This window comes from Streptomyces sp. NBC_00775 (assembly GCF_036347135.1).
Lineage (GTDB): Bacteria > Actinomycetota > Actinomycetes > Streptomycetales > Streptomycetaceae > Streptomyces > Streptomyces lutosisoli.
This window is the reverse complement of record NZ_CP108938.1, coordinates 1,549,295-1,567,791: the sequence shown is the minus strand read 5'-3', so window position 1 is coordinate 1,567,791 and position 18,497 is coordinate 1,549,295. Positions and strand designations below refer to the sequence as shown.

Sequence of the window (18,497 nt, the reverse complement as noted above, 5' to 3'; positions counted from 1 at the left end):
CCCCCGGCTGGTCACGGAGTGACCGTGTAGGTCTGCACGTCGAAGGTCTGCCCCAGCGAGTCGGTGGGCGCGACCGTCACCGAGGTGCCGTCCACCGTCACCTTCAGGAAGTGGTAGACCTGCGCGTCGTCCGTGGGAGCGGTCGCCGCGCCGCAGGCCGAGCCGCGGTTACGGCTGTACGACCAGCCGATCCCGTACGCGTCGGTCGCCGAGCAGCCGTTCTCGCCCACGGAGTGCACATCGGCGCCGCCGCCTCCCGTGACATACGAGACGATCCGTCCCGCGCCGGCGCTGTTGCGCTGGTACAGATGCGAGTGGCCGTTGAAGACGAGGTCGACACCGCCGTCCAGCAACGTCTGCTCCACGTCCGCGAGGAAGGTGTCGCTCGGCTCGCTCGCACTGTCGGAGCGCAGCGGGAAGTGGAAGAACGCGAACTTCGGCCCGGTCGGATGCGCGGCGAGGTCGGCCTTCAGCCACGCGTACTCGGCGGACCCGCTCTGCCAGTGGGCGTGCGCGTCCTGCTCGTAGATCGCGCAGTGCGAACCGCACGAACCTCCCGTCGCCGAACCGGTGTTGGAGTTCCCCCATGCCGTGTCGAGGACGTAGAAGCGGACACCGCCGGTCGTGAACGCGTAGTACGTCGTCGGATAGCTGATCGCGTTCGAGCCGAGGTAGGACGGGTAGTCGACCATCCCGAACACGCCGCCCGACGCGGCCGTCAGCGCCGGCTGCCTCCACACGGACAGATAGGTGGCCGTCATGCTGTGGTTGCCGACCGTGCCGATGAGCGGGATACGCATGCCGGGCTGGGCCCAGTACGACGGCCCGAACCACGAACTCACGTCGGGGCCGGTCTGGTTGAGGTCGCCGTACTGCGTCTGCGAGGTACCCGGATGGGTGTTGTCACCGGTCTGCAGGACGAAGCGCGCGCCGCTCGACCCGATCCGGCTCATCACGTTCGCCTGGTTCACGTTCACCGAGCCGTCGTCGACACCGCTGTTCGTGGTCTCACCGGTGTCTCCGAGCACCGCGAAGGTGAAGGGCGCGGTCGAGGACGCGGAGTCGGGGGTGGTGAAGCCCGGGGTGGCCAGGGTGCCGAGGAGATCCGTCCCCGAGGCGGTGTAGACGCGGTAGCAGAATCCGGTGCTCGCGCTCAGCCCCGTCAGTGTCACCGAGTTCGCGTACTCGCGGGTCGACCCGACGGTGATCGGACTGCCCAGAGACGCCGAAGTCGCCGTCTGGGCCGCGCAGTCACCGAGCGGTCCATAGCGGACTGAACCCCGACTCTGCGTCGTGGTGGCCCAGTTGACCTGAACGGAGGTCGTCGTGGCGTCCGAGAGGTACGGCGCCCGCGTCAACTGCGCGTCGGCGCCAGGGAGATCGGCGTGCGCGGGAGCCGTGAACGACAGCGCCGCGCCCGCCCCCAGCACGAGGGCGAGCGCGGCGAGACGCGCCCTTCTGCTCAGCGAGCCGCGCGGTGAACCGGCCGTCGAACCGGCCGGCGAACCGCTCAGCGAAGATCTGCTCATGTTCTTCTTTCCTTTCTCGTTCTGACACTCCGCAGCCGGGCGAGCCCCGCCACCGCGCCCACCAGCAGCGCGGCGCATCCGGCGATGCGCAGCAACCCCGGCCAGTAGCCGAGGCGTTGGTGCCGGACGCTCCCCGAGGAGGCGGGTGGAACGGACGGCGCGGCGGAGGCAGGCACACCGCGCAGCCGGCGCAGCTCGTCGAGGGCCTGCGTGCCGTGCTCCACCGATGGCTCCACATGCGAGTTCTCACTGAACTCGTTCCAGCTGATCAACCCGAGCACATCCGGGCCCGAGGTCTCGGCGGCCGCGTACTCGACCCGCAGCGTCCGCCCCCCGTCGCGCGGCACCGACTTGGTGCCGCCCACCTTCCGCGCGTCGAAACCGGGCGCGAACGGCGCCATCCAGTAGCCGCCCGCCCCGTGCACGGCCCCGGCCATGGCGCGCAGCTTCGTCTCATGCCGGTCGTTGGTGTCGGGGTTCACCGACGACCAGTAGTACGCGTCCCCGTCGGTGACCCGCGCCAGCCTGCGGCAGCCCTCCGGGTTCTTCTCGGTGCCGAGGACGGTCAGCCGCGACCGCACCGGCCCGGTGATCCGCGCGATGTCCGTCGTCGCGTACCCCCAGGTCCCGCTGAACACGGTGAGCGGCTTGCCGCCGAGGCGGAAAAAGGCCGGATCCCGCGCGTAACGGTCGCGCAGGAGCCGGAAGTCGGCGGCGACACGGGCCGTCGCCAGCGGGCGGTGGTGGAAGTCGAGGCCCTGGTAGATCACCGCGACCTTGAAGTCCTGCGCCCGGGCCTCGGCCAACAGCAGCTCCAGCCGGCGGTTGTTGACGGCAGTGGATTTCCAGCTCACCACGAAACCGTCGATTCCGGCCGACCGCGCCCATGCGATATGCGTTCGGATCACGGAGGCGTCGTCGCTCGAATACCGGCCCAGGCGCGGGTAGTCGGTCTTCGCCCGCTGCCAGGACGAGCGCTCGAACCACTGGTAGTAGTACGCGAGAAGCGGCGCCCGGCCCCCGCGTACCTCCGAGGCCGGGGCGGGCGCCGGCAGCAGCCCGGCCACCACCAGGGCCAGGACCACCACCAGCGCCGCTCGTCTCACACCCCACCCCGCCGTCTGCGCAGCCTCCGCCCCGCGAGGAGCAGTCCGAGCGCCACCGTCGCCAACACCCCTGCGGCCAGGGTGAGATCGGCCCGGCTGACCACCCGTACCTGTACCGACTGCGTTCGCGAGAGCCGGATCTGCTGCTCGGCCCGCAGCCCGTTGCCGCCGGTGACCTCCACCTCGTACCGCCCGTGCGGCAGATTCCGCAGGGTGGCCGTCCGGTCGTCGCCGAACGGCACGGCGCGTACGGATCCGTCGGGCAGCGTCACCCGAGCCGTGCTCCCGGCCTCCGAACCGAACACGGCGTCACGTGCCGAGACGGTCAGATCGTGCAACGGCGTCGTCAAGGTCACCTCACGCTCCTCGGCGGGCCGGAACCGCTGCCGCCCGGCGTCCACGGTGTTCGCGCCGTACGCGTTGGCCGACAGCAGCACGTATCCGACCCTGCGCGAGGTGAGCACGCTCTTGCGGTACACGGGCCGCAGCCCGTCGAGCCAGACCGGGCGCCCCATCGGAAGCCGCTGTGTGCGCCCCGTGTCACTGCGTACGGTCACCTTCGGCACCAGCGCCCGAGGTACCGCCTTCCCGTCCTGGTCGACGCAGCGCAGAGTCACCCGGAAGCGCGCGGTGAACGCCGCCGTCACCGTGTAGTCCGCCCGCAGCGGCAGACCGGACACCGTGCGCCGGAACGCCTGGTCGGGGTCCCGTTGCCCGGCCCACCGCGCGAAGCTGAACTCCTTGTCAGCAGAGCCCAGTTCACCGTCGTCGACCGCCAGCGTGTGCCCGTTGAAGTCGTGCGCGCCGGTGAAGCGAGCCGTGCCGTCCGTCCCCGTCACGCCCGTCCGGCCGTCGAACACGAAGCGCACTCCGGCCAGTTGCGGTGCCGTGCGCACGGTGACGGTGATCGGGCCCGCCGCGAACGCGGGCGTGGGCAGCAGGCAGCAGCCCAGGACGACCACGGCCAGCGTCAACCACCTCATGATGTACGCCACTTGGGCCGCACCGCCCCCCACAGCAGGAGCGCCACCAGGGCCGAGGCTCCGCCGTACACCGCGTACACGGGTGTGGGCGAGGGCCGGTGGGCCACGGGCAGGGCGGCCTCCCGCGCGTCGTCGGGGATGAGTTCGGCCCGGCGCGGCGGCGACCGGAAGTCGAAGGCGGCGGCCAGGCTGCGCACTTCGGTGGTCCGCCCACCGAGCTTCCGCAGTCCCCAGTTCTCCTCCACGAACCGCAGGGCGCTCGCTGCCTCGTACCGGCCGTGCTGCACCTGGCCGCGCGCCGTGTACGGGCTGACCAGCAGCGCGGGCACCCGCAGCCCGCGTCCGGCCGGCGGCTTCACATGGTCGTACCAGCCGCCGGATCCGTCGTACGACCACAACAGGGCTGAGGAGCTCCAGTACTGACTGACCATCAACTGGGAGGTCAGTTGGCGCACCAGCCGCTGCCCGGCGGGGATCGACCGCGCGGACCGCTCGCCCGCGCCCGACGACGCGATGTACGCGACCGCGGGCAGTGTTCCGCGCTCCAGGTCCCGGTAGTACTCGCTGAGATCGGCGATGTGGGAGTTGAGTTTCGGGTCGTCGACGAAACGCGGGACGTCGAGGAGGGGCACGCGCACCGTCTGCGTTGCCGGGTCGGTGGGAGAGGTGGTGCGGTAGGTCTTCTCCGGGTCGTAGTTCTGGACGTAGAACTTCCAGCTGACGCCGGCTTCTTCGAGCCGGTCGAAGACGGTCGCCCCGCTGAGATCGGGACCGCCGGTCACCCACTGGGCGCGGTTGGCGCGGGTGCCGTCGAGCGAGGACGCGAAGTAGTGGTCGAAGAGTTCGTAGCGGTCCGCCGCGTTCCAGTAGAAGGGCAGGTCCCGGCGGTCGTAGTGGCCCATCGCCACCCGCCCGTCCCGGCCCTGCCGCTCGAAGGCGGCGACGAAGGAGTCCATCCGTCCCCCGTTGTACTGCTGTTGGACCAGACGGGGCCCGGCGCCGGGCGACACGGGTGCCGCGTCGTGCAGCGGATAGGGCGCCACCAGGCCGTCGCCCGGATGCTTCGGATCGATCGCCTGACGGGCTCGCGCGGGCAGCCCTTCGGCTCCCGGATACGTGCCGAAGTAGTGGTCGAAGGTGCGGTCGCCCTGCATGAGGTAGACGAAGTGCTCAATCGGCGTACGAGTGGACGGAGTTGACGCCGAAACCGCCCCGGTCCCGGATGCCGATGCCGTGCCGCTTCCCGTGAGGAGCAGCAGGAGCATCGCGGCGAACACCGCCCTGATCCGGGGGATCATGACACCCTCACCCGGTAGACGATCACGACCCGCACCCCGTCCGTGTTCCGCGCGGTGAACACCGCGTCCCCGTGGTAACGACCCACCAGTTCCTGGAACTTGGCGGTGAAGAAGGGGGTACGCCGGGCGGTGTACGCGTCCCACACCAGGTACTGGAAGCGGCCGTCCCGCAGGGCGCGGTCCGGGTTCTCGACGGCCCGGTAGCTGGGGTTGCGGCGCGCCGGATCGGGCGAGACGGACAGGGCGGAGACGGGCCGCAGCCCGTAGTACTGCACCACGTTCGCCATCGAAGGGCCGATGGCCAGCAGCCGCGCACCCTCCGGCGCGTTCGTCCGCACCCACAGCCCCGCCTCGCGCCCGCCCGGCAGCCCGCCGGTCCCGGCCAGGAACCGGGTGCCGGTCAGCGGCGCGGTCCGCAGCCAGGACGGAACGGTGAGGGAGACGACCACCAGACAGACGGCGGCAGCGGCGGCGACGCGCTGGGCGCGCACCACGCGCGGGAACGAGGTGAGCGTGCGCCCTGCCAGCAGCGCGAAGACGGGCGCGGCGGGCAGCAGATACTGGAAGCCCTTCACCGGCCAGACCGTGAAGAACAGCGCGGGCACGGCCACCCAGCACACCAGCAGCCGCTCCCTCCAGGTGTTCTCCCGCCGTAGCCACACCAGCCCGGCGACGGCGGCGACGACCACCAACGGGCCCACCGCCCAGGGGACTTCGCGCGCGTAGAAGTAGTAGGGGTGGTTGGCGCGGCGGAAAATCTGCCACAGCAGATAGTTCCCGCCCGCCTTCGAGTGCCCGGCCAGCGCCTGCGACAGCGGATGCGCCACCGCCACCACCGCGATCGCCGCCAGCGCGGGCAGCAGATGCCGCCAGCGGGTGCGCACGGCCGGGGTGAGCGCGAAGAAGGCGTAGAGCGAACCGAGGAAGACGATCGACGTCTCCTTGGCGAGCACCGTGAGCCCGAGCATGCCGCCCGCGGCCAACAGCCAGCGCGGCGCGGGCGATTCGGCGTAGCGCACGACGCAGTACAGCGCACCGGTCGCGCACAGCGTCATCGGCGCGTCGAGCAGCACCTGACGGCTCACGACGACGTGGTACGGCATCACCGCGAGCAGCAGCGCGGCCACCAGCGCGGCCCGCCGCCCGTACAGCCGGCGGCCAAGACCGTACGTCATCGCGACCGTCACCACGCCGAGCAGCGCCGGGACCGCGCGCGCCGCCCAGTCGCTCTCGTGCACCCGCAGCGCCAGCGACACCAGCGACTGGAAGAGCACGGGGTGCGCCCTGAACACTGGGAAGAGCGAGCCAAGTCGGCCGTCTCCGGCGAGCGAGGCCGACGTGCCCGTGTACACCGCCTCGTCGCTGTTGAACCCGGTGTCCGTCAGCCGGTACAGGCGCAGAAACGCCGCGACGAGCAGCACCGCGGCCAGGGGTACCGCCCGCCGCAGGGACACCCCGGCGCCGGAGGGGGCCGGCGCCGGGGTGGTGCGGGGTGCCCCCGAGGGGAGCATGGACCGTTCGGTCATGCGGCGGCGCCGGGCATGAGCCCCCAGCGAGGCCACGCGTCGACCCGCACCTGTGCGGTGTGCGGCTCCTCCTCAACGCGCGCGGTGTCCCGCTCGCCGGCCAGCAGCCGCGGGATCTCGTCCGCCCAGCCGAAGCAGTCCGACGCGAGGACCCGGGTGCGGACACCGGAGAGGAACCCGGCGAGGATCTCCCGTTCGAGGGCGCGCAGTTCGGCGTGGTCGAGGCCGCCGATACGCAGCGCGGGCGCCAGATAGCGGTACGGCGGAAAACCGTACGCGTCCTCCGTGTTGACGAGCATCCGCTCCAACGCCTCGGTGCCGTCGAGGTCGTACAGGGACGGCGTACCCCGCTCGATGACGAAGAGGTCCTTCACCTCGACGCTCGACCCGAGCCGGCAGGGCACGAGCCGGTCGACGCTGTACTTCGGCGGCGGCACCAGGATCTGCGTGATCGCGTTGATGCCCATGATCGGCAGATTGAAGCGGGCCAGCATCAGCGCGATCGACCGGCCGCCCTTGGAGTGCAGCCGCGACTGGAGGTTGAGCCGGCGCCACTCCTTCTTCGTCAGATCCTCGGCGTGCACGGCACGCAGGGTGTGCGCGCTGATGGTGAGCGGCTTCGGGAAGCACACCGCCCGGCCCGTGGCGTCCACCACGGTCATGTCGTCCGACAGGAACCGCCCGCCGTGCTCGCGCAGCAGCCGCAGTACGGTCGCGGTCTTGCCGGTGTCGGTGAGCGCGGACAACATCACACCGTGGCCGTCGAGTTCGACACAGGCCGAGTGCAGCAGCATCCGCCCGCGCGAGATGAGCACAAACCGCAGCAGCGCTTCGACTACGTTCGTGTAGACGACGTGCGGGGAGCGCGCGAGCAGCGGACCTACCTCTACGGTGATCGGTGGACCCAGCCGTACGCGGAAGTTGGCGCCGAACCGGCCCAGGTGCTCCTCGTAGCGCAGTGCGGCCGACTCGCCGCGGTCCTCGGTGAGCGCCGCGCGCCGCCGGGGCATGCGCCGGCCGACGTCACCGACGCGTACCGCGATGTCGACCTCCGCGTCCGGGATCCACTGGGCGCGGAAGAACTCCAGCTCGGGCAGCCGGATCTGGGATCCGATGGTGACGGTACCGGCGACGTCGTACCGGTAGGGGAGGTACACGGACCGCTTGCGGCTGGGTGCCTCAGCGGCGCTCTCCGCGTCCGGATCCACCAACATCCGTACGGGATCCCGCCATTGGACCTTCTTCTCGCCACCCCGGTAGATCATGCGATCGCTGATCAGGAAGCGGAGCACGAAGAGGAGTACGAGGCTGAGGGCGTTGGCGGTGAGCACGCCCATGCCCGCGAGCACGAGCCATTGGAGCAGCGGCAGCCGGGCGACGAGCAGCAGGTTGTTCATCGCGAAGAACCGGCCCGCGCGCCCGTACCAGGTGCCCTTCCGCTGCCGCCCGCGGTACACGGCGGCATCGGTGAGGACGAAGTTCCAGGCGGTGGAGAACTGCGTGGCGAGAGCCGCGCCGACCAGGTGATGGACGCCGAGCAGATCGAAGAAGAGCCACAGTGCAGCCGTGTTGACCGCGACCCCGGACAGACCGACCGCTCCGAACGCGCTCATCCGCAGCAACTGCCGCTGCCCGCCCGCCACTCCACGGCGCAGCCGCCCGACATGCCGTACGAACGCGATCCCTTCCCGGAGCGACGCCTTGGAGCGGCCCGCCTCGCGGGGCGCGAAGGTGTACGCGACCTCGGCGACCCGGGCCGCCGGGTGCCGCACCAGGATCTCCAGCAGGATCTTGAAGCCGACGGGCCGCAGCCGGTCGGTGTCGACCGCGTCCTTGCGGAAGGCGAACAGTCCGCTGAGCGGATCGCTGACGGTGGCGAGCCGACGCGGGAACGCCGCCTTGACCAGACGCGTCGCGGTCGACGAGGTCGCCTGCCGGCCGGCGCCCGCGAGCCCCTCGGACTGACCGGTACCGGCGTACCGGGTGCCGACGGCGATGTCGACGCCCTCCCGCATCGCCGTCCTGGCCAGCAGCGCGGCGGCCCCCGGCGGATGCTGCAGATCCCCGTCCATGACGAGGACCCAGTCGCCGCGCGCGACCCGGGTGCCGGCGACCACCGCACCCGACAGGCCCCCGCCGCGCAGACCTGGCGGACGGTGCAGCACGCGGACCGGGACCCGGCTGCCCGGTGCGAGGGCCGCGATCTCCTCGACCGTGCCGTCGTCGCTGTCGTCCACGAACAGGATCTCCGCGCCGAGCGGCGCGACCGCGGGCGAGAGCCGGGCCAGGAGCAGCGGAACGCTCTCCTGCTCATTGCGCGTGGGCACCAGGACGGTCAGCCGGGGCGCGGCACCGTCGCCGTGTGCGCCCCCGCCGAGATCCTGGACACCGGGATCCTGGACACCTGGATCCTCCGGATGGTCCCCCTCGCGGGCATCCGTACGGGAATTGATGACATGCGTCATGGAGTCCCCCCTGAACGCGCGCCCGTCGGCGACACAGCGCGACGGGCACCGAGTCCGCCCGAGGAAACGGACGGAGAAGTGAGCGGTGACCCTCGCGGCGTGCGGTCTCGACGCGGCGCGGGGAGGTACAGGACGTGCCAGAGGTACGGGACGTACCTGGCTCCACGGTCAGGAGCGGAAGCCAGAGATTAGCAGCGGGCGTGCGCGGTTCGCCGGGGATTCGGCTCGTATCGGACGGTAATTAGCTTGCTGTTAACCCGAGTTGGTCCGCTGTTGCCCCTTGAGCCTTTTCTCGTCCCATCTGTCCCGGTCAGACGTAGGCAGATCTACGCATCGATTACATGGAGGTGAAAGTCTGCGCATTCTTCACGTGCGCCCTGCTGAAGCCACCGTTCCGCGACAACCATGACCCGCATGCCTTCCGACGAAACAGCATCCCTGCCGGAAGCCCCCACCGGTGCGCCCGGGGGTGCGCCGCCCTTCCCCGCGCGGGACCACGAGGTCACCTTGATGGACGCGATGCGCGCGGTCCTCGCCATGATCGACGACCTGGAGGCCCTGAGAACCGAGAACCGCCAGCTCAAGGAGGCCCTTGAGGGCCGCGCCCTGATCGAACGCGCGAAGGGCATCCTCATGGCCCGCCGCGGCTGCGATGAGGCGACCGCGTTCCGCATGCTCGTCGCCGTCTCCCGCAAGCAGCACCGCAAGGTGCGCGCGGTGGCGGCGGACTTCGCGGAGGGGGCCGGGACCGGTGGGGTGGATTCGGGGGTGCATCCCCTGACGTGAGGGCGGCCGACCCCGGAGTCGTTCGCCTCCGGGAAGGCGGCCCCTGGTAGTCGGACGGTCACCCATGGTGAGACCGGAAGTGCACCCCCACCCCGTCCCGTGTATCCGCTCCAGCGGCCCGGATATGCAGGTGAAAGGCACTCCGAAACCTTGGTATTGTTGTCCATGTCGCCGCGGGGAACACCCCCGGCCAGGCGGCAGACACCTAGTCCGGGTGGCGGAATGGCAGACGCGCTAGCTTGAGGTGCTAGTGCCCTTTATCGGGCGTGGGGGTTCAAGTCCCCCCTCGGACACAATCTCTGCATACGCGCATGGCGCCGATCGATTTCCGGTCGGCGCCCTGCGCGTTTTCGTTAGGGTTCAACTTGAATATTCAAGTTCTTGGCGAGTGGATTTCTCGAAGCGCTCGTTCCAGACCCCCGTGTGAAATCCCTGACCGCTCCGCGGCGTTGCATCACCACAGGCAGCAGTCCGCCCCCCTCTTCTTCGGAGTTGAGTCATGACCGAGCGAGCCGACCACATCATCGACGCCCTGCGCAGCGGGCACGACTACCTGACCTCCGTGGTGCGCGGAATCGCCGCCGCCGACCTCGGGCGGCCGTCCGGAGCGTCGGAGTGGGATGTGTCGCAGGTGCTCAGCCACCTCGGCAGCGGCGCGGAGATCGGCCTCGCCACTCTCGAAGGCGCACTGAACGGCACCGGCCCGCAGGACGGCGACTTCAACAAGTCGGTCTGGGCGCGCTGGGACACGATGTCCCCGGCCGAGAGGGCCGAGGGCTTTGTGACGGCCAACGAGACACTGGTACGCCGCTACGAAGGCCTCGACGCTCGGACGCGCGAGGAACTGCGCATCGATCTCGGCTTCCTGCCGGTGCCCGTCGACCTCGCGACGGCGGCCGGTCTGCGACTCAGCGAGTTCGCCCACCACTCCTGGGACGTGGAGGTCGCCTTCGACCACACGGCGAGCCTGGCGCCCGCCGCGACGGAGCTCCTCCTCGACCAGGTCGGCCTGCTCATAGGTTTCCTCGGCAAGGCCGACGCCCTGCACGGCCGCCGGGCCGACCTCGCCGTGCGGACCACCGACCCCGCGCGGGCCTTCGGGCTCGGCCTGGGTGACAGGGTCACGCTCACCGACCAGCCGGCCCAGCCCGACGCGGTGCTCACCGCCCCCGCCGAGTGGTGGCTGCGACTCACCACCGGCCGTCACGCCCCCGCGTACACCCCGAGCACCGTGACCCTCACGGGCGACAGCCTCACCCTCGACGACCTGCGGCGGGTCTTCCCCGGCTTCTGAGCCGCGCTGTACCCGACCGGTCCGGTCCGGGAAGCCCGCCCGGAGCAGAACCGAACTCGCCCCCACAGCGGGGGCGTTTCGGCCCGCACGCGTTCCGGCCTGCCTCCCGGATCACGGGTTCCGCTTGGCAGGCAGGCGGGCAGCCAGTCGTCGTTCGGTTGAGGCACTCGGTGACGGATCCGTTGGTACCGTGCCGCCGGCAGCCTGAAGGATCAAGGAAGGACGGCAACGTGCGGGAAGTGACGTGCCACAGCGTCAGCGAGCAGCGGATCTCCCACGCCTTGGAGGACATCTGGGGGCGGGCGTTCGACCGCTGGCACGGGCTGCGTTACGACCGCCTGTCCCTGAAGTCCCTTCAGGAGATGGGCGACGAACTCCTCGACCACGTCGCCGCTCGTGCCCTGGAGGACCCCGGGCTCGGCGCCGCCTCCGCACGCACGGTCCTGCGTACCGCGGCCGAGTGCGCTCTCGGGGTGCTGAGCCTCGGCGCCTTCCCCGACGGCGACTTCGAGGTCCCCTTCCCTCTCGTCGACGAGACGCTCAGCAGTGAGGACTTCGGGTTCGGGGACGCGGTGGACCTCGCGCCCACCCCGGGGACCTGGCTGGACGCGTTCGCGTTGTGCCTGATCAGTGGCGCGGTCTGGGAGCGGGACCGGGTGATGGGTCTGCTGCTGCGGGAGGACTACGCGCCCGCGATCCGCGACGGGGTGCCGTACTCGCCGCTGGAGTCGCGGCCGAATCCGGCGGGCCTCGCGGAGATGGACGCGCTGTGCGGCTACCTGACTCCGTCACGCGGGCACCTGCCCCGGGACTGGCCCTCTGTGACGCTGTGCAAGCCGGACGCCGAAGAACGCCTGGAAGCGACTCGGCGACTGGACGCCCTCGATGCGCTGACGCCGGATCAGCGGCTTCTCCGCGTACTCCTGGAGGACGACCAGCCGGCCTTCGAGCGGGCCCTGGCCGGTCGTCTCGTCCAGCACCGTGAGAGCGCGGCAGCCGATGCGGCCCCCCGGAGCCTGTTGCCGGTCGGCACGATCGCTCTGGCCGCGCTGGCTGTCCAAGTGCACGGGTGGGAGTTGCGCCTCAGCTCCGGCTATCTGCCGGAAGGCCTGCTGCGTGCCCCGGAGGGCGCTCCGCGGGTCGGCATCTGACGCCGGGATCCTGGGCGCGGCCCCGCGGATGTTCGCCGACAAGGGCCCGGCGGCCGGAGACCCTGCGCCTGCTGACCGCCGAGGCTGTCGATGACCACCCCGGCCAGTACGTCGCGCCCCCAGTCCTTTTGGACCCCGGACCCCGCCACCGGCGATGCTCGGGAGCGAGGGGCCGGAGTGGGTGAGAGGGCGATCGGCTGCCGGTGCCGCGTGGGCGCCATCACACGTGACAGGGGTGGTGAACAAGCGCTTAGATAGTGAGTCTCGGCCTTGCCCGAGTCTCGACCTCGTCCGCGCCGAGCTGGAGGCCCTGTTGCTGTTCTCATCCGTCGACGACGTCGCCGCGCGCCTCGCCGAGACCGGCTATCTGGCGTCGCCCGCGGTCGCCACGACCGTCTTCCTGGCCGACCGCCTCGGCAAGCCGCTCCTGGTGGAGGGCCCCGCCGGGGTCGGCAAGACGGAACTCGCCAAGGCCGTCGCGGAGGTTGCCGGAGCCCGACTGGTCCGGCTGCAGTGCTACGAAGGGGTCGACGAGTCACGGGCGTTGTACGAGTGGAACCACGCCAAGCAGCTCCTGCGCATCACCGCGGGCCGCGACGAGTCGTGGGACGAGACGCGCACGGACATCTTCAGCGAGGAGTTCCTGCTGGCGCGCCCGCTGCTCACCGCCATCCGCGGCGACGACCCCAAGGTGCTCCTCATCGACGAGACCGACAAGGCCGACGTCGAGGTGGAGGGCCTGCTGCTCGAAGTGCTCAGCGACTTCCAGGTCACCGTCCCCGAGCTGGGGACGATCGCCGCGACCAGCCGCCCCTTCGTGGTGCTCACGTCGAACGCGAGCCGGGAGCTGTCCGAGGCGCTGCGCCGCCGCTGTCTCTTCCTCCACATCGGGTTCCCGGACGAGGAGCTGGAGCGTCGCATCGTACGGCTGAAGGTGCCGGGCCTCGACGAGACCCTGAACGAGTCCGTGGTGCGGGTGGTCGGGGCGCTGCGCGAGATGGATCTGCGGAAGGTTCCGTCGGTCGCCGAGACCATCGACTGGGCGCGCACGCTGCTCGCGCTCGGGGCGGACACCCTCGACGAGAGCGTCGTACGCGACAGCCTCGGCGTGATCCTCAAGCATCAGGACGACATCCTCAAGGCGGCGGCCAAGCTCGACCTGGACGCCATGTGAACGCTCCCGCGCCGGCGACGGGTGTCGCGGAGCGGCTGACAGGTCTTGTCGGCGCGCTGCGCTCGCACGGCGTCCGGATCGGCACCGGGGAAACCGTCGACGCCGCACAGGCGTTGGAGGCGCTCGGCCTCGCGGACCGCGAGCGGCTGCGCGAAGGGCTGGCCGCCACGCTGCTGCACACCAGCGGACAGCGACGGGTGTTCGACCCCGTCTTCGACGTGTTCTTTCCGCGCGGCGTCGGATCACCCGACACCGAAGCACCCGCGGACCGGGAGGATCTGCGCGACCGGCTCGCCGCCGCGCTCGCCGCCAACGACCAGGCGATGCTGGCCCGGCTGGCGGTCGAGGCGGTGGACGGCTTCGGCGGGTACGGGGCATCGCCCGGATCGGACGGCTGGTCGTCGTACCAGACACTCGACCGGCTCCGCCCGCAGACGCTGATGGCCCGCGTGCGGGACACCGTCCGAGCGCGGGGCGACGGCACGGGGTTCACCGACCGGCTGCTGGAGGACGAGATCCGGCGGCGTATCGAAGGCTTCCGGCGCCAGGTCGCCACGGAGGCGCGCCGCCGGGTCGCCGAGCGGCGCGGCCGGGACCAGATCGCGCGTCGGGCGGTCGCCACGACCGCCGACCGGGTCGACTTCCTGTTCGCCGGACGGGACCAACTCGCCGAGCTGCGCAAGGTGGTTCAGCCGCTCGCACGCAAGCTGGCCACCCGGCTCGCCGCGCGCCGCCGCCGCGCCGCCCGCGGCACCATCGACCTGCGGCGGACCCTGCGCGGGTCGCTGTCGACGGGCGGGGTGCCGATGCGACCGGTGCTCCGCCGGCGCCGCCCCGTCCGGCCCGAACTGGTGCTGCTGTGCGATGTGTCGGGCTCGGTGTCGGGCTTCTCCGACTTCACGATGCTGCTGGTGCAGGCGCTGCACGACCAGTTCAGCAAGGTGCGGGTGTTCGCCTTCGTCAACCTGATCGACGAGGTGACCGGGCTGCTGGTGCACGGCGCCGCCGACGCGGACGGACTGAGCGCCCGCATCCGGGCCGAGGCGACCCTCACGGGCTGGCACGGCAGCAGCGACTACGGCGTCTCGTTCGGCGCCTTCGACGAGCGGTACGCCGACGCGGTGGGCCCGCGCACCACCGTGTTCATCCTCGGCGACGCCCGTACCAACATGAGCGACCCGAACCTGCCGGCCGTACGGCACCTGTCCGAAAGGGCCCGGCGCGTCTACTGGCTGAACCCCGAGCAGCGCTCCCAATGGGGCACGGGCGACTCCGCCGCGCCCGCCTACGCGGAACTCGTCGAGATGTACGAGTGCCGCAACGCCCAGCAGCTGAGCGGGCTGATCGCCCGGCTGCTGCCGGTCTGACCAGGTCACCGGCCCGCCAGGGCAGCCGGCGGTCCGTGGCCGGCCACCCTTTGTGGTAGCGTCAGACGTTTGCACGGTCGTGACGGCCGACGGCTCTGCCGTCCGGTTCCCGTTGTTCGTCGACTGCTCATTCCTGCCGGGCCTTCCTCGGTACGTTCCCCCTGCGGAAGGCTCTTCATGAATCACCCGGACCGCCCCGACACCTCGCAGGGCGACCTCGCCCAGCCGAAGACCCTCACCCCGGCGTTGCCCGCGGTCGCCTCCTTCGCCGACCTGGAACTGCCGGCCGAGGTGCTGCGAACGCTCACCGAGCTCGGCGTGCGCGAGCCCTTCCCGATCCAGGCGGCCACGCTGCCCAACGCCCTCGCGGGCCGAGACCTCCTGGGGCGCGGGCGCACCGGATCGGGCAAGACGCTCGCCTTCGGCCTGCCGCTGCTCGTACGGACGGCCGGGCGGCGCGCGGAGCCCAAGCAGCCCCTCGCTCTGATCCTGGTGCCTACCCGGGAGCTCGCTCAGCAGGTCACCGAGGCGCTCGCACCGTACGCCGACGCGCTCCGGCTGCGGATGGCCACGGTCGTCGGCGGTATGTCGATCGGCCGGCAGGTCGCCGCGCTGCGCGACGGAGCCGAGATCGTCGTCGCCACCCCCGGCCGCCTGCACGACCTCATCGAGCGCAAGGCCTGCCGCCTGGGACGGGTACGGATCACCGTCCTCGACGAGGCCGACCAGATGTGTGACATGGGCTTCCTGCCGCAGGTCACCGAGGTGCTCGACCAGGTGCACCCCGACGGCCAGCGGATGTTGTTCTCGGCCACCCTGGACCGCGACGTCGATCACCTGGTCCGCAGCTACCTCCACGACCCCGTCGTCCACTCGGTCGACCCGTCCGCGGGCGCGGTCACGACGATGGACCACCATGTGCTGATCGTCCACGGCCCCGACCGGTACGCCGTCACCACGGAGATCGCCGCCCGCGACGGCCGCGTACTGCTGTTCCTGGACACCAAGCACGCCGTCGACCAGCTCACCCGGCATCTTCGGGCCAGCGGAGTGCACGCCGCGGCCCTGCACAGCGGCAAGGCCCAGCCGCAGCGCACACGGACCCTGGCCCAGTTCAAGAACGGCCAGATCACCGTCCTGGTGGCGACCAATGTCGCGGCCCGTGGCCTGCACATCGACGACCTCGATCTCGTGGTCAACGTCGACCCGCCCACCGACCCCAAGGACTACGTGCACCGCGCGGGCCGCACCGCCCGGGCCGGTGAGTCCGGCCGCGTCGTCACGCTGGTGCTGTCGGGCCAGCGCCGCGAGATGAGCCGGCTGATGTCCGAGGCCGGCATCGAGCCGACGGTCACCAAGGTGCGCTCGGGCGAGGCGGAGCTGAGCCGGATCACCGGGGCCAGGACTCCCTCCGGCGCCCCGCTCGACGGGCCCGCCGCACCCCGGCCCAAGAACACCAACGCCCCCTTCCGCGGCCTGGGCACCAGCAAGGACACCTCCCGCGGCACGGGCGGCACGGGCGGCAAGTCCCGCAAGTCCGGCGAGGCCCGCAAGCTCGCCGAGGCCCGCAAGGCGGCCATGGTCCGCCGCGGCCGCTGAGCGGGGCGCCCACCTGACACTCCCGCTGTCGCCGTTCTCGCGTTCTGTCCGCCGATGGCGGTGGCGGCGCGTGGCCGGACCGGGGTCAGAGCTGCTTGCGCGACTGCTCGGGGTTCATCTCCGCCCCGCGCGAGGCCGGTTGAGGCGCGGTCATGTCCAGCAGGAGCAGGGCGTCGTGGTCGGGGGTGCCTGGTTCGGCGACGTAGACGCCGAGGCGCCGGCCCGGGGTGCCCTCCAGTTCCATGCTCTGGCCGGTGAGGGTGATCGTGCCGACGTGGGGATGGTGAAAGGTCTTGCGCACGGGTTTGCGGCCGGTCACGTCGTAGCGTTCCCAGAGTCTGGCGAAGTCGGGGCTTTTGAGGAGCAGTTCACCGACGAGGTGGGTCAGGTCGGGGGCGTCGGGCGCGGTGCCGGCGATGGCACGCAGCCGGGAGACGCAGGTGCGGACCTGGATGTCCCAGTCGGGGAACAGGGTGCGGGCGGTGGGGTGGAGGAAGAGGTAGCGGGCCAGGTTGCGTTGCTTGGCGGGCCATTCGTCCAGACCCGCGTACAGAGCGAGGCCACCGGGGTTCCAGGCGAGGAAGTCCATGCTGCGGCTGACGATGTAGGCCGGGTTCGGGCGCATCGACTCCAGCAGCAGCTTCAGATGCGGGCGCACCGTGCGGCTGGGTGCGGGAGGCGGCTCGGGTGCGTACCGGGCGGCGCGGGCGACCAGCTCGCGCAGATGATGGTGCTCCTGGTCGTCGAGGTGCAGGGCGCGGGCGAGGGCGTCGAGGACTGAGGGGCTGGGGCGGGTCTCCTTGCCGCGTTCCAGGCGTACGTAGTAGTCGATGCTGATCCCGGCCAGGGTGGCCAGTTCCTCCCGGCGCAGCCCCGGGGTGCGACGCAGACCGGCACCGACGGTGAGACCCACCTGCTCCGGAGTCGTCTGGGTGCGGCGGGCACGCAGGAACCGGCCGAGCTCCAGGCCGCCGCTTCCGCCGCCGGTGGTGGTGCGCTCAGATGCCATGGATTCAGTGTCACACCGCGCTGACCTGCTCGGCAGCGCGGTGGGGGGCCCTGTCATTACCCCGAAGAGCGCGGCCTGCCACACAGCGGGAAAAGGCGCGAAGGTGGTTTCCGGGCCAGAGTGGAACCCGCCGGAAGGCACTGGAGCGGAGAGAACCGATGCGCTACATCACCCTGCGTGACCTGGAGGTTTCCCGGAGCGGCCTCGGTGCGATGGGGATGTCCCACGGTTACACCGACTCCGGGACCGACGAGGTGGAGTCCATCCGTACCCTCCACCGCGCCCTGGAGCTGGGCGTCACCTTCATCGACACCGCCGAGATCTACGGTCCGTACGTCAATGAGGAACTGCTGGGCCGTGCCCTGAAGGGGCGCCGTGACCAGGTCGTGCTGGCGACGAAGTTCGGCCTCGTCTCGCACGCGGGCGAGGGAGCGTGGACCCTGGACAGCAGCCCGGCCAACATCCGCACCGCCGTCGAAGGCTCGCTCACACGCCTCGGCACCGACCGCATCGACCTGTACTACCAGCACCGCGTGGATCCGCGGGTGCCGATCGAGGAGACCGTCGGGGCGCTGGCCGAGCTGGTCGCCCAGGGCAAGATCCGCGCCATCGGCCTGTCCGAGGCCGGGCCCGACACCATTCGCCGCGCGCACGCCGTCCATCCGGTGACCGCGGTGCAGTCGGAGTACTCCCTGTGGACCCGCGACCCCGAAGCGCGGGTGCTGCCGCTGCTGCGCGAGCTGCGCATCGGCTTCGTACCGTTCGCGCCCCTGGGACACGGCTTCCTCACCGGCACGATCCGCTCCACCGACGGTTTCCGGCAAGGCGACTTCCGGCACGGCAACCCGCGCTTCACCGGCGAGAACTTCCAGCGCAACCTGCGCCTCGCCGACGAGGTGCAGGCCGTCGCCGCCGAGGCCGGCGCCACCCCGGCCCAAGTGGCCCTGGCGTGGCTGCTGGCTCAGGGCGACGACATCGCCCCCATCCCCGGTACCAAGCGCGTCCACCGGGTTGAGGAGAACACCGCCGCCGACGGCATCCGGCTGACCGCCGCACAGCTCGACAGGCTGACCAGCCTCCCTCCGGCGGCCGGAGCCACCCACACGGAAGCGGGTCTGCGGATGCTCGAACGCTGACCACCCCGGCTTCCCGGCTCCTCCCACCCCGGCTCCCCGGCTCCTCCAACGCTCACCGCCTCATCCCGCACAGA

Annotated in this window: 14 protein-coding genes and 1 tRNA gene; 8 read left to right on the top strand and 7 right to left on the bottom strand. The window is 71.2% G+C overall.

The genetic code is table 11. From position 1 onward, the window contains the following. Positions 1-11: 11 nt before the first annotated feature. Genes OIC96_RS07175 through OIC96_RS07150 form a run of 6 tightly spaced genes read right to left on the bottom strand, consistent with a single transcriptional unit; the run spans position 12 to position 8,907 of the window. On the bottom strand, positions 12-1,529 hold the full coding sequence (locus OIC96_RS07175) for a metallophosphoesterase family protein (RefSeq protein ID WP_330308702.1): 1,518 nt from the start codon (positions 1,527-1,529) through the stop codon (positions 12-14). Beyond that, positions 1,526-2,635, bottom strand: a complete 1,110-nt coding sequence (locus tag OIC96_RS07170) for an endo-1,3-alpha-glucanase family glycosylhydrolase (RefSeq protein WP_330308703.1) — start codon at positions 2,633-2,635, stop codon at positions 1,526-1,528. The genes OIC96_RS07175 and OIC96_RS07170 overlap by 4 nt, the downstream gene beginning before the upstream one ends. Continuing rightward, complete coding sequence (locus OIC96_RS07165; protein ID WP_330308704.1) at positions 2,632-3,618, bottom strand: hypothetical protein; 987 nt, start codon at positions 3,616-3,618, stop codon at positions 2,632-2,634. The genes OIC96_RS07170 and OIC96_RS07165 overlap by 4 nt, the downstream gene beginning before the upstream one ends. Next, positions 3,615-4,916 (bottom strand): alkaline phosphatase family protein, encoded by a 1,302-nt coding sequence (locus OIC96_RS07160; RefSeq protein ID WP_330308705.1) that lies wholly within the window; start codon positions 4,914-4,916, stop codon positions 3,615-3,617. Before OIC96_RS07160 ends, OIC96_RS07165 begins: the two co-directional genes overlap by 4 nt. Further along, a complete protein-coding gene (locus tag OIC96_RS07155; protein WP_330308706.1) occupies positions 4,913-6,442 on the bottom strand; it encodes an ArnT family glycosyltransferase in 1,530 nt (509 codons plus the stop codon). Before OIC96_RS07155 ends, OIC96_RS07160 begins: the two co-directional genes overlap by 4 nt. Beyond that, positions 6,439-8,907 (bottom strand): glycosyltransferase, encoded by a 2,469-nt coding sequence (locus OIC96_RS07150; protein ID WP_330308707.1) that lies wholly within the window; start codon positions 8,905-8,907, stop codon positions 6,439-6,441. The genes OIC96_RS07155 and OIC96_RS07150 overlap by 4 nt, the downstream gene beginning before the upstream one ends. 414 nt (positions 8,908-9,321) lie before the next feature. Here OIC96_RS07150 and OIC96_RS07145 point away from each other — a divergent pair, with 414 nt between their 5' ends. The 7 genes from OIC96_RS07145 to OIC96_RS07115 all read left to right on the top strand — a co-directional run bounded on the left by OIC96_RS07145 (position 9,322) and on the right by OIC96_RS07115 (position 16,278). Further along, positions 9,322-9,693 (top strand): ANTAR domain-containing response regulator, encoded by a 372-nt coding sequence (locus OIC96_RS07145; protein WP_330308708.1) that lies wholly within the window; start codon positions 9,322-9,324, stop codon positions 9,691-9,693. Between the two features lie 208 nt (positions 9,694-9,901). After that, positions 9,902-9,986, top strand: a tRNA-Leu gene (locus tag OIC96_RS07140). 206 nt (positions 9,987-10,192) lie between these two features. After that, positions 10,193-10,987: a maleylpyruvate isomerase family mycothiol-dependent enzyme gene (locus OIC96_RS07135; protein ID WP_330308709.1), complete on the top strand. Its 795-nt coding sequence runs from the start codon at positions 10,193-10,195 to the stop codon at positions 10,985-10,987. 230 nt (positions 10,988-11,217) lie between these two features. Then, positions 11,218-12,138, top strand: coding sequence for an immunity 49 family protein (locus tag OIC96_RS07130; protein ID WP_330308710.1), 921 nt, complete (start codon positions 11,218-11,220; stop codon positions 12,136-12,138). 316 nt (positions 12,139-12,454) lie between these two features. Then, positions 12,455-13,312, top strand: coding sequence for an AAA family ATPase (locus OIC96_RS07125; protein ID WP_330310359.1), 858 nt, complete (start codon positions 12,455-12,457; stop codon positions 13,310-13,312). Further along, positions 13,309-14,679 carry a VWA domain-containing protein gene (locus tag OIC96_RS07120; RefSeq protein ID WP_330308711.1) on the top strand — a complete coding sequence of 457 codons (1,371 nt, stop codon included), beginning with the start codon at positions 13,309-13,311 and terminating at the stop codon, positions 14,677-14,679. The genes OIC96_RS07125 and OIC96_RS07120 overlap by 4 nt, the downstream gene beginning before the upstream one ends. Positions 14,680-14,856: 177 nt before the next feature. Then, positions 14,857-16,278 (top strand): DEAD/DEAH box helicase, encoded by a 1,422-nt coding sequence (locus tag OIC96_RS07115; RefSeq protein ID WP_330308712.1) that lies wholly within the window; start codon positions 14,857-14,859, stop codon positions 16,276-16,278. An 85-nt stretch (positions 16,279-16,363) separates the two neighbouring features. Here OIC96_RS07115 and OIC96_RS07110 read toward each other — a convergent pair whose 3' ends face one another. Continuing rightward, on the bottom strand, positions 16,364-17,287 hold the full coding sequence (locus OIC96_RS07110; RefSeq protein ID WP_330308713.1) for a helix-turn-helix domain-containing protein: 924 nt from the start codon (positions 17,285-17,287) through the stop codon (positions 16,364-16,366). 158 nt (positions 17,288-17,445) lie between these two features. Between OIC96_RS07110 and OIC96_RS07105 the strand changes: the two genes are divergently transcribed. Further along, positions 17,446-18,423, top strand: a complete 978-nt coding sequence (locus OIC96_RS07105) for an aldo/keto reductase (RefSeq protein WP_330308714.1) — start codon at positions 17,446-17,448, stop codon at positions 18,421-18,423. The last annotated feature ends 74 nt before the right edge of the window (positions 18,424-18,497 follow it).

Excerpts from the sequence above, each read along its gene's own strand:
- OIC96_RS07175 (WP_330308702.1), bottom strand. The coding sequence starts at position 1,529 with ATGAGCAGATCTTCGCTGAGCGGTTCGCCGGCCGGTTCGACGGCCGGT.
- OIC96_RS07165 (WP_330308704.1), bottom strand. The coding sequence starts at position 3,618 with ATGAGGTGGTTGACGCTGGCCGTGGTCGTCCTGGGCTGCTGCCTGCTG.
- OIC96_RS07160 (WP_330308705.1), bottom strand. The coding sequence starts at position 4,916 with ATGATCCCCCGGATCAGGGCGGTGTTCGCCGCGATGCTCCTGCTGCTC.
- OIC96_RS07155 (WP_330308706.1), bottom strand. The coding sequence starts at position 6,442 with ATGACCGAACGGTCCATGCTCCCCTCGGGGGCACCCCGCACCACCCCG.
- OIC96_RS07150 (WP_330308707.1), bottom strand. The coding sequence starts at position 8,907 with ATGACGCATGTCATCAATTCCCGTACGGATGCCCGCGAGGGGGACCAT.
- OIC96_RS07145 (WP_330308708.1), top strand. The coding sequence starts at position 9,322 with ATGCCTTCCGACGAAACAGCATCCCTGCCGGAAGCCCCCACCGGTGCG.
- OIC96_RS07135 (WP_330308709.1), top strand. The coding sequence starts at position 10,193 with ATGACCGAGCGAGCCGACCACATCATCGACGCCCTGCGCAGCGGGCAC.
- OIC96_RS07115 (WP_330308712.1), top strand. The coding sequence starts at position 14,857 with ATGAATCACCCGGACCGCCCCGACACCTCGCAGGGCGACCTCGCCCAG.
- OIC96_RS07110 (WP_330308713.1), bottom strand. The coding sequence starts at position 17,287 with ATGGCATCTGAGCGCACCACCACCGGCGGCGGAAGCGGCGGCCTGGAG.
- OIC96_RS07105 (WP_330308714.1), top strand. The coding sequence starts at position 17,446 with ATGCGCTACATCACCCTGCGTGACCTGGAGGTTTCCCGGAGCGGCCTC.